Below are 11,705 nucleotides of genomic sequence, written 5' to 3'. Positions count from 1 at the left end.
CGGTCAGCCCGTTCCGGCTCAATTGCACGATCCCGGCTGCCCCGCGCGTGTCGCGGTCCGGAAACTCGAACCGCAGCCGCACATCTGCGTGGCGTTCGGGTTGTTGATCTTGAAGCCTTGTCCCGTGAGATCGTCGACGTAGTCGATCTCGGAGCCGTCGATGAGCTCCAGGCTCTCTGGGTCGACCACGAGCTTGACGCCGTGCTGCACCGTCACCACGTCGCCCGGCTTTTCGTTGTCGAGCGCGAGGCCGTACGTGAATCCCGTGCAGCCGCCCGGCTTGGTGTAGATGCGGAGCGCATCCTCCCCCGACGACTGTGACTCGAGGAGCGTGCGAACGCGCTCTGCAGCTTGCTCGGTCAGCGTGATCATTGTCATCGCCTCCCTTTCCAGCTTCTATTATACGCCTTGTGGTTCCCCGTTTCAGCCCGCGACTTCCCGGACCTTCGCGAGAACCTCCTCCGCATGCCCGTCGACCTTGACTTTCGGAAACACGGCCGCGATGGCGCCGTCGCGATCGATCACGTACGTCGTGCGCTCGATGCCGATGGTCTTGCGGCCGTACATGTTCTTCTCCTTCAGCACGTCGTACGCCTGGCAGATCTGTCCGTCCGGATCCGAGAGAAGCGGAAAGTTCAGGCCGTGCTTGTCCCGGAACTTGGCGTGCGAGCGGATATCGTCCCGCGACACCCCGTAGATGACCGCACCCGCCTCTTCGAACCGCGACTTGAGGTCGCGGAACGCGCAGGCCTCCTGCGTGCAGCCGGGCGTGTCGTCCTTCGGATAGAAGTAGAGGACCACGACCTTCCCGCGCAGATCCGACAGCTTGACGATCTCGCCCGAGTCGGACTCCGCCGAGAACTCAGGCGCCTTCACGCCGACTTCCAGAGCCATACAAACTCCTCCTACGCGCGGCCGGACGGATCACTCGCGGACGACTTTGATCATCCGGATCTCGGGGTCGTCAGGGCCCTGCACGGGCAGTCCGGCCCGCAGATTGGCTTCGATATAGTCGATATTATCCTGCGTGATCACTTCGCCAGGCAAGAGGATGGGAATGCCGGGCGGATACACCATGACCATCTCCGCCATGGTCCGCCCCACGGCTTGCTGCAGCGGCACGACCTCCGTCGGCGCGTAGAACGCGGAACGCGGCGTCATCCGCAGCTCGGGCATCGAGGGCAGCGTGACGGGCTGGTGCTCGCGCACCGCGCCCTGGCCGTAGCGATCCGCGATGGCCTCGAGTGCCTGGATGAGCGCCTCGATATCCTCCTCCGTGTCGCCCCACGAGATGATACACAAGATGTTGTACAGATCGCTCAGCTCGACCTCGATGTTGTACTCTTCGCGCAGGATGCGCTCCACGTCGTATCCAGTGAGGCCGAGATCGCGCACGGAGATGGTCAACTTGGTCGGATCGAGCGCGTAGGTGGCACTGGAGACGAGCTGGCGCTCGTCGAGGCACCGCAGTCCAGGAATGGCCTGAATCGCCCGCCGCGCCTTGTTGGCGAGGGAAATGGCGTAATCCAGCCGCTCGCGCCCGTGAATGGCCAACTCCTTGCGCGCCACGTCGAGTGAAGCGAGCAAGAGATACGAGGTCGACGTGGTCGTCAACATGCTCAACACCACCTGAACGTGCCGAGGGTCGATCATCCCTTCGCGCACGTTCAAGACACTCGAACCGGTCATGGATCCGCCGAGCTTGTGCACGCTGGTGGCCGCCATGTCAGCGCCCGCCTGCATGGCGGACAACGGCAGATCGGGATGAAAACCGATGTGCACGCCGTGCGCCTCGTCCACGAGCACGGGCACGCCGACGCTGTGCGCCACCTCAACAATGCGCTCGAGGTCGGCCGCAATGCCGAAATAGGTCGGGTTGATCACGACAAGGGCGCGCGCGTCGGGGTGCTCCTCGAGCGCGCGCGACACGGTTTCAACAGAAAGTCCGTGCGAGATGCCGAACTCGCGGTCGACCTCCGGGTGAAGAAAGACCGGCTTGGCGTCCGCCAGGATGAGGGCCGTCAGCACGGACTTATGCACATTGCGCGGAACGAGGATCTTGTCCCCGGGGCCCACGGTCGCCATGACCATCGTCATGATGGCCGTGGACGTCCCTTGGACAGAAAAAAACGTGTAATCGGCCCCGAACGCCTCCGCTGCGAGTTCCTGCGCGTGCTTGATGGCCCCCGTCGGATGGTGGAGGTCGTCGAGCGGCGCGATGTTGATGAGATCAAGCGCAAGCGCATTGTCCCCGACGAACGCGCGAAAGCGGCTGTCCATGCCGCGGCCCTTCTTGTGCCCTGGAATGTGAAACTGGCGCGGGTTGCGCGCCACGTGTCGCAACAGTGCATCGAACAACGGGGTCTCATTCTGATTCAACGGAGACATCCCTCCTTGCCGTAGATGGGACCGCGGCCCGGCCGCTTCACGCGGCGGAGAAAGCCTCTCGGAACGCTGGGGACGCGTTTTCCCACAAATCCGGGCGAAGTCCGCGCAAGAAGGCGGCGAACTTTTCGATTTGTTCAGGGCTCAGGAGGCTCAGGTCCGCCTTGCCCTTCACGGCCTTATCCATGGCGTTCACGTGGTCCGCGAGTTTCTTGTACCCAAGCTGCGCCTCGCTGTCAATCCACATTTCGAACGCCTGAACGCCGTTGAATCCCATGCCGTTCTCGAATCGCTTCAAGCTGATCCACAGCCCGACGATGCGCCTTGGATTGGGCACCTCCTCGAGCGAACCGACAAACCGCACCCCCAACTCGACGCGGCTTTTGGCATGGATGGCGTTGTTATCGATAAAGATCTCATCCCCGTCCATCAAGACGGCCGAAATTCCCTTCATTTGATCGTCCGACGCGTGCGGTTGCTTCGACTGGCCAGTGAGACCCAGTTTCTGCATCCGACATCCTCCTCGTGGAATGGCTTCGACCCTGTTCTCCGCCAACGTTGCTCGCAATTCTAGAGACTCATTGTACCCGCTCCACCTGGATGTGTCACATGTGTCACATGTGCCACAGGCGCATGTTCGGCGGAGGGCGGGGAAAAGTAAGACAAACGACCACATCTCGCGAGGGGACAGGTCATGACGAGAGTACAACGGACAGTCGGCCTACTATGCGCAAGCGGCGCCTTCGCGGCTCTCGCGCCCATTCTTCCGGCGCCCCGAGTCCAGGCAGCCCAGACCATTTACAACACCAGTCTTCCGCCCGTGATCCGCGTCGCCATTCGAGAAAACAACCCAAGTGGAGAACCGGATCCCCGCGGGCGGATCATGTACGTGGAAGCCGTTCCGTTCACGACCTACTGTGAAGACGTTTTGCCTAACGAGTGGTTCCCGAGCTGGCACCCAGAGGCGCTGAAGGCAGGCGCGATGGCGGTCAAGATGTTCGCTTGGTACCACCATCTGCACCCGGTCACCATCGACGGCTTCACGTTTGACGTCGACAACACGACGAACTTCCAGCACTTTCAGGAAATGTCGAGCCAGCCCACCACGAACGCAGCGTTTCAGGCCATTCAGAAACTCGCGTACACCAAACCGAACGGCGAGATCGTCGAACTCAACTATTCGGCTGGCTACGAAAACGATCCGAATTGGCAGTACCGCAACGCGCAGAAGATGGCCCAATGGGGCTCCGAATACTGGGCGAGGCGGGGCCAGAACTATCTGCAGATCCTGCAGTTTTACTACCAGAACCGGGCTCTCATGCGCCTGCCGTGATCGCGCCAAGGCACAGCCCACCATCGTTTGAGAAACGAGGGATATGCCATGAAACGATATCCGTCCAAGCGAAGCGTGATCGTCGCATCGCTCCTTGCCAGCGCGATTGCGATGGCCATCCCGACGCAGCCGCAGATCGGCGCCCTTCGGCACGCGCATGCGCGGGCGTTGCACGGCGCCATCGCGGCGATGGCGCCAGCCGGGATCGAGCCTGTGGAACAGCGCACTGAAGCAGCCCAGCAAGCGAAACCTCGGGCGAGCGAAACGCCCGCCCAAAAGCCTCGCGCGCGAGACGCCGGGGGCCAGAAGCCTGGGCCATCCAAGGTGCCGGCGCAGCCGAACCCGGGCGGGGGCAAGCCAAAAGCCTCGAATCCATCGAGCGGCTCAAACCCAGGTCAAGCGAAGCCGAATGCCTCGAGCGGGGCGGCACCCGCGACTCCGAAGCCCGTTCCGCCGCCGTCACCGGCGGCACAAGGCAACGACCAGCCCGCGGGCCCAGAATCCTGGGGCTACACGCGGAAAACGGCGAAACTTCGGATCCGGGTCATCGACGGCCGAACGAAGGAGCCCATCGAAGGTGCGGAAGTCGTCCTGATTGAGACCGAGCAGCGGTTCAAGACGGACGCTCAGGGTTACACGCGGTGGTTCGACGCGCCGGTCATCCGTAACCCGAAGTATCGGCCCATGGTGGCCGAACTCCACGGGCAATTGGGCGCCATTGCCTACAAAGATGGATACCGAGATTCCATCCACCTCGGCATTCGCGTGCACGAAGGGATTCGCCAGCAGACGACCATCTGGATGTACAAGCTCGGGCCGGCGGATCGCCGGATTGAACCGGTTCTGTATCAGGAGCCGTACCATCACCTGTGGCTGATTCAGCTCGCGGACAAGTTCCGAAGCCACACCCAGCCCGGCGAGGGGCCGGAGCGCCCCTAAAACCGCCGCGTCCAGAACCGCGCCATCCGCTCGGCCGCCTCCACGAGGCGGTCTTCTGGCGCGAGCAGGCCCACCCGGACATGCCCCTCTCCGTGCTCGCCAAACCCTCTTCCCGGGGCGACCGCGACGTGTGCCTGCTCGAGGAGCGCGTCCGCAAAGGCCACGGACGACACGCCAGAAGGAAGCGGAATCCAGCAGAAGAACGATCCTTGGGGCGATGGCGCATCGATGCCGGCGGACCGGAGCGCGCCGAGAAATGCGTCGCGCCGGCGCTGGTAGGTCTGACGCAGAGCTTCGATGTCGTCGGCCGGCCCGCGCAGCGCGGCGACGGACGCCCGCTGGACGGCGGCAAAGATGGACACGTAGTAGTGATCTTGAATCCGGTTGATATGCTCGATGACCTCAGGATGGCCCGCCGCGAACGCCACGCGCCAACCGGCCATGTTGAAGGTCTTGCTGAGCGTGTAGATCTCGATCCCGACTTCCTTCGCGCCCTCGGTCTGCAGGAAGGAAGGTGGACGGTGATCGTCGTAGCCAATCGCGCCGTACGCGAAGTCGTGCACAATGAGCACGCCGTGATCGCGCGCCTTCTCAATGGCCCGTTCGAAGAATGCGGCCGTGGTGCCGGCGCCGGTAGGATTGTTCGGATAATTGATGTACCACACCTTCGCGCGTTCCCACACCGCTTCGGGCACCGCCTCGAGATCGGGTATGTAGCCGTTCTTTGCGGTGATGGGAAGCGCGTAGGGTTCCGCGCCGGCGAGCGCGATGCCGCTTAGGTAGTCGGGGTAACCCGGGTCCGGCACGAGCGCCACGTCGCCCGGTTCGAGGTACAGCTCCGCGATTTCGACGAGGCCGGTCTTGCCGCCCACAAGAATGGCGATTTCCCGCTCGGGATCGAGCGTCACGCCGTAGGTGCGCCGATAGAACTCCGCGGCCGCCTCCTTCAACTCCGGCAATCCGCGAAACGGCGGATACCGGTGCGTCGCGGGATCCAGCACCGCCTCCCGGAGTGCCTCCACGATATGCGACGGGGTGGGCAAATCCGGGTTTCCCTGCCCGAGGTTGATGACGTCATGACCTGCCTGCTGAAACGCCGCCACACGCCTCGTCAAACCGGAAAAAAACTGCTCCGGCAACCGCACGATCCGGTCCGCTAGACGAAATGTCACGCCAATCGCCCCTTACTCGTCTCGAATTGGGCCTGCAGGCGCGCGCGCCTGCGCCTCAGCCCGACGCTCAACACAATGCCCACGGCGAAATAGTTGACCAAGAGCGACGTGCCCCCGTAGCTGATGAACGGCAGCGTGATGCCCGTGGACGGGCTCATGTACATATCCGCGCCGATGTTCTCAAAGACCTGAAACGCGAACATCCCGACGATCCCGACCGCGATGTACATGCCAAACGGATCGGTGGTCGTCTGGGCGATGCGGATGAGCCGGTGGCACAGGATCAGGAACAGAAGCACGAGGATGGCTGATCCGACAAAGCCGAACTCCTCGCCGATGGCGGAAAAGATATAGTCCGTCCACTGGTTGGGCACCCAACCGCCCGACGTGAGCACCCCCTTGCCGTACCCTTCGCCAAACAATTCACCGCTGCCGATGGCCGTCTGCGCCATGTGAATATTGTAGCCGTACTTGTCCTGACTGAAGTTCGGATCGACCCAGGTGAGGATGCGGTACGCCTGGTACCCCTTCAAGATATGATGTTTCATGAGCACGTCCACGAAGGCGAGCGTCTGCTTCGTGAACACCGTCGTCGCCAGGACGCCGAGCGCGATCACGCCGAGCACAAAGAGCATCAGCACCGCGTACGGCCCGCGGCGAGCGAAGACGCTGTACATCGTCAGGAAGATGGCGATCATCACGAGAGCCTGTCCAAGCGCCGGCTCTTTGAAGGTGAGCGCAAACGGCACGAGGACGATGGGCAGAAAGATCCACTGCTTGCGCAGTCGATAGTCCGGGACCTCCGCCTCCTCGACATCCGCCATGTACTTGGCCAACCACACGACGATGGCGACCTTCGCGAGCTCCGACGGCTGGAAGGAGAACGAGTGAAACGAGATCCACGAGTGCGCGCCCATGGTGGCCGGAAACCCAAACACGGCCACCAACAGCGCGCAGGAGATGCCCCAGAGCCACCAGTGCGCCTTCCGAAGCCACCGATAATCCATCAACGCGCCGGCAAACAGCGCGATAAATCCCAGCACTTCATACGCGATCTGTTTGCTCATCACGTGGGACGGGATGTTGGCGCTGTGGTTGCCCGCGGTCGCCGCGTGAATCGCGAGACAAGCGTACACAGCGAGCAGAGCGAGGACCACGACCACCGTGATGTCGAAGTACTTCCATTCGCGCCGAACCGACTCCACGCGCCACCCTCCTCCCAGTGCAAACAACCCCATGATGTCACGTTTATTGTTCCAGTTCCAGCAGGAGCTTTTGCAAGATCTGCGGCGAATTTGTGACAATGCCGTCGACGCCCTGTCGGATGAGACCTCGAATCACATTCGGGTCGTCCACCGTCCACACGTCGACCTCCAATCCAAGTCGGTGAGCGAACTCGATGAAACGCGGCGTGACCACCCGAACGCCGTATTGGCGAAGAGGCACCTGAACGGCCTGAAATGGCATCCTCGCGCGTCCCCCGCGCTCCCATCCAGCGCGCGCCATGGCCGCCAAGCGCGCCACCTCGAAGGGCGAAGCGCTCGTTTTGAGCCGAGGACAGCGCGCCCGGGCCTCCACGAGCGTCCGATGGTGAAAGGAAGCCAGTGTCACGCGCTCAAGCGAATCTTCTTCCTCGAGCATCCGCAGAAATAGACCGACGTGAGGACACTTCGGTTTCAAATCCACGTTGAAATGGGCGCCCGGAAACGCGCGCAGCGCCTCGCGCAGCGTCGCCATGCGAATCCCGCATCCCCTGTACGGATACGTTCTCCCTCCGTCGCGCGTGAATCGATATCCAAAGTCGTAACGCAAGAGTTCCTCGTACGTCATGTCCGCGATGGCGCCCGTTCCATCCGAAACCGCGTCAATGCGTGGATCGTGACAGATGACCAGTTCTCGGTCCTTCGTCCAGTGGACATCCGTCTCGATCACGTCTGCCCCTTGGCGCAGCGCGATTTGGAACGCTGGCAGCGTGTTCTCAGGCGCCTCGCGGCTCGCTCCCCTGTGCGCGAAGATCCGAACTCGTGGGCGCCGTGTCCCATCCATTTGCATCCGCCCTTCAACGAATTCTTCAACGGCTCTCGCCATCGGTGCAACCGCCCAGCCAAAGCGGACGGATGCCCCGTAACGTAATCAAGAAAGGAGGCGCTCACCTATGCTTACGCTTCGCGAGGTCCGCGAATACTTGGGCCGCCACGTCCACTGTCACACCCACTTTGGATCCTTTCAAGGTATGGTGGTTCACGTGACGCGGCATCACCTCATTCTGCAAAACGCCGTGCGCGCGGACGCGCCAATTCCGTCACTCGACCATCCGCGCGGCCTGTTCGGTCCCGGCCCCAACGGCATGCCTCCCGGCCCCCCGCAAAACCCGTACGGGCCGCCCGGAGGACCTCAAAGCCCGTGGCACCTCGCCATTCCGCTCGCCGCCATTCTTGGGATCACCGCCATCGGGATTCACTGGTGGTCATGCACCGCTTGCCTTCCAGGAGGGAATGGCCGTAAGCTGTCGAATGAGGACTTAGCCTAGACAGCGCAAAGCGGGGTGTGGACGTGCGGACCGAGCGGCATCAACCGGATTACGTGCTTTTCATCGCGGTCCTCATGTTGACGGGCATTGGCGTGGTGACGGTGTACTCCGCGAGCATGGTGTACGACATTCACCAAGGCCTTTCCCCGGATCACTTCGCCATTCGGCAGCTCGCGGCGGCCATCCTGGGTCTTGCCGCCCTGGGCTTGTGCACGTTCATCCCTTATCACTTCTGGTACCAACACGCACCCAAGATGATGCTTGCGGCCCTTGGCCTGCTTGTGATTGTGATGGTGCCAGGCATCGGCCACCGCAGTTTGGGCGCCACGCGGTGGATTGGCACGACGAGCGTCCACATCCAGCCGTCCGAAATCGCGCTCATGGCCCTCGTCATTTACCTGTCGTATTTGCTGACGAGAAAACTTCCCATCCTGCGCGATCTGCGGCGGACGTTCAGACCGGCCATGGTGATGGTGGCCGTGACCATCGTGCTCGTGTTCATCGAGCCCGACATGGGCACGGCGCTCTGTATTTTCCTCACCGCCATGGTCATCCTGTTCGCAGCAGGCGTCCCGGGCAAACCGCTCGGGATCACCTTCGGTACGGCCGTGGTGGTGGGTTTCCTGGGCGCGCGCATGGCGGAATACCGCTCCAGCCGCCTGGTCGCGTTCTTTCACCCTTTTCAACATCCGAAGTCGTCGGGTTATCAACTCATTCAGGGCCTCACGGCCATCGCCAACGGGGGGCTCACGGGGCGCGGCTTTGCCTCCAGCATCTCCGCCACAGGCTACCTGCCGGAGGCGTACACCGACTTCATCTTCGCGGTGTTCACCGAAGAGTGGGGATGGCTTGGAGACCTTGGACTCTTGGCGATCTTCGCCGTCGTCATTTGGCGGGGCTTCCATATCGCAAGGTACGCGCGCGATCGGTTCGGATCGCTCCTCGCGATCGGCCTCACGGCCTCGATCATTGTGCAGACGCTCATCAACCTCGGCGCCGTGACGTGGCTGTTGCCGGTCACCGGGATTCCGCTCCCGTTCATCAGCTACGGCGGCACGGACCTCGTCATGAATCTGGCCGCCATGGGGATCTTGCTCAGCGTTTCGCGCGAGACCGAACTGGAACTGCCGGAGGAGGACACCCTCGCCGACATCATCTCGGTCGACGAGATCCGCGCGACCCGGCAGGACGCCGCGGGGCAATTCAGGAGATCGTCCGGACGTGCGCCGGTGGCGCGCCTGTCGAACTTTCGGACGAGCCCGTTCCGCAAATCCGACGCGAGCGGCCGCGGGACCTCTCTGAAGCAGGCGGACCGCCCCATCTCGCTCACATGGCGAGCGAGCCGCGAAGCGGCGGCCACCAAACGGCGCGACGAACGATCGCGAAAACCGGGCGGACCATTTCGCCGCCACAAGCGCTAGGGGGTAAGAAAAGATGGAAGGACAGCACGCATCGTACCCACAGCCCGTCGAGATCGCGCGCGGGATATTTCTCATTGACCTGATGGAACTTGGCGTGCGCTACCGCACGTGCGCCTATCTCGTGCGCGATCGCGAGCCTCTGCTCATTGAAACCGGTTCCGCCCGCTCTCACGACGCTCTCCTGGCAGGACTCCGCGCCTTGGGTCTCGCGCCAACGGATATCGCCTACGTCGCCGTGACGCACATCCACCTCGATCACGCTGGCGGCGCGGGCCAATTCATGAAGCTGGCGCCGCAGGCCAAGCTGCTCGTTCACCCGCGCGGCGCACGGCATATGATCGATCCGTCCCGTCTCTACCAGGGCGCGCGCGAGGTGTACGGGGAGCGGCTCGACCAACTCTTCGGGCCTCTCGAACCCGTCCCGGCCGAACAGGTCCAAGAGATGCCCCACGAGAGCGAGCTCGTGATTGGAGAGCGGCGCCTCCTGTTCCTCGACGCGCCCGGACACGCGAGCCATCACTTCGCCATTGCGGATCCCGTCTCCAACGGCATTTTCACAGGCGACAGCGCGGGCCTCAGGTTCGTCAAGGGGTTCACAGGCTTTCCCTACGAGTTCGTGATGCCCTCCACCTCACCGGTGGATTTTGATCCCGAGGCCGTCCACCGGACGTGCGAGATGTTTGCCAAGCTGCCGATGGAGACGGTGTATCAGGCGCACTTCGGCCCCTCGCCAAAGGAGGAGGCCCTGACGGAAACGGTGTACTACGCGGATCGGTTCCGCGAACTGATCGAGAGGACCTTCGACGATCATCCGTCTCCGGAAGCGCTCGAACAAGCGCAGGCCGAGATCGTCCGGGAACGGCTGCGCGAACTCGGGCTCGATCCGACGGCCTTTCGACCGCAGGCCATCCACCTGGATCTCATGCTCAACGCGCTGGGCCTTCTGGCGTATGAGTCGCGGAGGCGCCGGAAAATGGGAAGCGCCGGATGACAGGATAGGCGAGTTGACCGCCGTTTCGAGTGGACTCGAAGAGACACAACTCCGTGAACACGTGGCTCAAGGGCCTCGGCGCGACGAGTTCGGGCTCTGAAAACTGGCGAAGCTCACGGGCGAGCGTGATATGAGGCCGATAAGGCCGATCTTCGATCTGCACACTCGGCAGTGCCGCGTTGACGGCGATTCGCACGCAACGGTGGAGTGCGGTGAGCTCGGCGAGATCGGATTCGGCCTCGTCGAGCCCGAGCCAGAAGACGCGGCTCTGATGGAACCTGCCGAACGAGCCGGTGGTGAGCCGGAACGGCGCCTGCGCGCCGGCGGCTCGCTCTCCCGCCAAGAAGGCACGCTCGAGGTCGGCCGGATCGACGGCGCCGAGAAACAGCACGGTCAGGTGATACAGATCTTTGCGCGACCAATTGCGCGCGACGACCTGACCCTGCTGTCGAATGGACTCACACCGCTTCGCGATCTCGTCCTTCCAAGCGTCGGGAAGTTCGAGCCCGAAGAACAGGCGTCGTTTCATGGCGCCTGCTCCTCGGTCACGGCGTCGCGGTAGGCGGACTCGTCGAAGCCCACGATGACGCGCCCGGAAGGCGTCACGAGCACGGGGCGACGGATGAGCTTCCCGTCTCGATGCATCTCTTCGAGCCACGTGTCCACCGGCCACGAGACCTCTTTCAGTCCCCGCCTGCGATACACCTCTCCGCGGGTGTTGACGAGCGACTGGATGTCGCCGCGCACAGCCTCGAGCCACGTGCGCAGGGTGGAAACGTCGGGCGGATGTTCGACGATGTCGTGAAACGACACGTCGGCGCCCAAGCGCTCCAGGAACGCCTGCGCGTTGCGGCATGTCGAGCAGCGCCGATAACCGTACAGATGGTACAAGCTGCGCATCCTCCTTCTTCGGGCGGCAGGCCCGGGCGATCGA

Annotated in this window: 14 protein-coding genes; 5 read left to right on the top strand and 9 right to left on the bottom strand. The window is 62.9% G+C overall.

The annotated features are described in order from the left end of the window. Positions 1–18: 18 nt before the first annotated feature. From AACI_RS05190 to AACI_RS05175, 4 genes are read right to left on the bottom strand one after another with little or no spacing between them, the layout of a single operon-like run. Positions 19–372, bottom strand: coding sequence for a HesB/IscA family protein (locus AACI_RS05190; RefSeq protein WP_012810422.1), 354 nt, complete (start codon positions 370–372; stop codon positions 19–21). A gap of 51 nt (positions 373–423) precedes the next feature. After that, positions 424–894 carry a thioredoxin-dependent thiol peroxidase gene (gene bcp / locus AACI_RS05185; RefSeq protein ID WP_012810421.1) on the bottom strand — a complete coding sequence of 157 codons (471 nt, stop codon included), beginning with the start codon at positions 892–894 and terminating at the stop codon, positions 424–426. A gap of 30 nt (positions 895–924) precedes the next feature. Beyond that, entirely contained in the window at positions 925–2,379 is a 1,455-nt protein-coding gene (locus tag AACI_RS05180; protein ID WP_008340586.1) for an aminotransferase class I/II-fold pyridoxal phosphate-dependent enzyme, read from the bottom strand. A 46-nt stretch (positions 2,380–2,425) separates the two neighbouring features. After that, complete coding sequence (locus AACI_RS05175; RefSeq protein ID WP_012810420.1) at positions 2,426–2,896, bottom strand: YwhD family protein; 471 nt, start codon at positions 2,894–2,896, stop codon at positions 2,426–2,428. A 183-nt stretch (positions 2,897–3,079) separates the two neighbouring features. Here AACI_RS05175 and AACI_RS05170 point away from each other — a divergent pair, with 183 nt between their 5' ends. Together AACI_RS05170 and AACI_RS05165 are read left to right on the top strand one after the other, a co-directional pair. Then, on the top strand, positions 3,080–3,718 hold the full coding sequence (locus AACI_RS05170; protein WP_012810419.1) for a SpoIID/LytB domain-containing protein: 639 nt from the start codon (positions 3,080–3,082) through the stop codon (positions 3,716–3,718). A gap of 48 nt (positions 3,719–3,766) precedes the next feature. After that, a complete protein-coding gene (locus AACI_RS05165) occupies positions 3,767–4,657 on the top strand; it encodes a hypothetical protein (RefSeq protein WP_012810418.1) in 891 nt (296 codons plus the stop codon). Here AACI_RS05165 and AACI_RS05160 read toward each other — a convergent pair. The 3 genes from AACI_RS05160 to AACI_RS05150 are packed head-to-tail and all read right to left on the bottom strand — an operon-like array spanning position 4,654 to position 7,917. After that, positions 4,654–5,829, bottom strand: coding sequence for a pyridoxal phosphate-dependent aminotransferase (locus AACI_RS05160; RefSeq protein WP_012810417.1), 1,176 nt, complete (start codon positions 5,827–5,829; stop codon positions 4,654–4,656). The genes AACI_RS05165 and AACI_RS05160 overlap by 4 nt on opposite strands. Continuing rightward, a complete protein-coding gene (locus tag AACI_RS05155; RefSeq protein WP_012810416.1) occupies positions 5,826–7,034 on the bottom strand; it encodes an FtsW/RodA/SpoVE family cell cycle protein in 1,209 nt (402 codons plus the stop codon). The genes AACI_RS05160 and AACI_RS05155 overlap by 4 nt, the downstream gene beginning before the upstream one ends. A gap of 43 nt (positions 7,035–7,077) precedes the next feature. Continuing rightward, a complete protein-coding gene (locus tag AACI_RS05150; RefSeq protein WP_012810415.1) occupies positions 7,078–7,917 on the bottom strand; it encodes a glycerophosphodiester phosphodiesterase in 840 nt (279 codons plus the stop codon). A 67-nt stretch (positions 7,918–7,984) separates the two neighbouring features. Here AACI_RS05150 and AACI_RS05145 point away from each other — a divergent pair, with 67 nt between their 5' ends. Genes AACI_RS05145 through AACI_RS05135 form a run of 3 tightly spaced genes read left to right on the top strand, consistent with a single transcriptional unit; the run spans position 7,985 to position 10,771 of the window. Beyond that, complete coding sequence (locus AACI_RS05145) at positions 7,985–8,359, top strand: hypothetical protein (protein ID WP_012810414.1); 375 nt, start codon at positions 7,985–7,987, stop codon at positions 8,357–8,359. Between the two features lie 23 nt (positions 8,360–8,382). Continuing rightward, positions 8,383–9,780, top strand: coding sequence for a putative lipid II flippase FtsW (gene ftsW / locus AACI_RS05140; RefSeq protein ID WP_245530715.1), 1,398 nt, complete (start codon positions 8,383–8,385; stop codon positions 9,778–9,780). 13 nt (positions 9,781–9,793) lie between these two features. Then, complete coding sequence (locus AACI_RS05135) at positions 9,794–10,771, top strand: MBL fold metallo-hydrolase (RefSeq protein ID WP_012810412.1); 978 nt, start codon at positions 9,794–9,796, stop codon at positions 10,769–10,771. On the opposite strand, the gene thpR is transcribed toward AACI_RS05135, so the two are convergent. Then, positions 10,707–11,300 carry an RNA 2',3'-cyclic phosphodiesterase gene (thpR, locus tag AACI_RS05130; RefSeq protein WP_012810411.1) on the bottom strand — a complete coding sequence of 198 codons (594 nt, stop codon included), beginning with the start codon at positions 11,298–11,300 and terminating at the stop codon, positions 10,707–10,709. The two genes, AACI_RS05135 and thpR, sit on opposite strands and share 65 nt — an antisense overlap. Next, positions 11,297–11,671, bottom strand: coding sequence for an arsenate reductase family protein (locus AACI_RS05125; protein WP_245530714.1), 375 nt, complete (start codon positions 11,669–11,671; stop codon positions 11,297–11,299). The genes thpR and AACI_RS05125 overlap by 4 nt, the downstream gene beginning before the upstream one ends. Positions 11,672–11,705 lie beyond the last annotated feature (34 nt).

The sequence above is a fragment of the Alicyclobacillus acidocaldarius subsp. acidocaldarius DSM 446 genome (genome assembly GCF_000024285.1).
Lineage (GTDB): Bacteria > Bacillota > Bacilli > Alicyclobacillales > Alicyclobacillaceae > Alicyclobacillus > Alicyclobacillus acidocaldarius.
Note: the sequence above shows the minus strand (reverse complement) of the source record. Positions and strands in the feature narration are given on the sequence as shown.

Coding starts and splice junctions, on each gene's coding strand:
- AACI_RS05125 (WP_245530714.1), bottom strand. CDS start 11,671: ATGCGCAGCTTGTACCATCTGTACGGTTATCGGCGCTGCTCGACATGC.
- AACI_RS05135 (WP_012810412.1), top strand. CDS start 9,794: ATGGAAGGACAGCACGCATCGTACCCACAGCCCGTCGAGATCGCGCGC.
- AACI_RS05190 (WP_012810422.1), bottom strand. CDS start 372: ATGATCACGCTGACCGAGCAAGCTGCAGAGCGCGTTCGCACGCTCCTC.
- AACI_RS05165 (WP_012810418.1), top strand. CDS start 3,767: ATGAAACGATATCCGTCCAAGCGAAGCGTGATCGTCGCATCGCTCCTT.
- thpR (WP_012810411.1), bottom strand. CDS start 11,300: ATGAAACGACGCCTGTTCTTCGGGCTCGAACTTCCCGACGCTTGGAAG.
- bcp (WP_012810421.1), bottom strand. CDS start 894: ATGGCTCTGGAAGTCGGCGTGAAGGCGCCTGAGTTCTCGGCGGAGTCC.
- AACI_RS05170 (WP_012810419.1), top strand. CDS start 3,080: ATGACGAGAGTACAACGGACAGTCGGCCTACTATGCGCAAGCGGCGCC.
- AACI_RS05145 (WP_012810414.1), top strand. CDS start 7,985: ATGCTTACGCTTCGCGAGGTCCGCGAATACTTGGGCCGCCACGTCCAC.
- AACI_RS05175 (WP_012810420.1), bottom strand. CDS start 2,896: ATGCAGAAACTGGGTCTCACTGGCCAGTCGAAGCAACCGCACGCGTCG.
- AACI_RS05150 (WP_012810415.1), bottom strand. CDS start 7,917: ATGGCGAGAGCCGTTGAAGAATTCGTTGAAGGGCGGATGCAAATGGAT.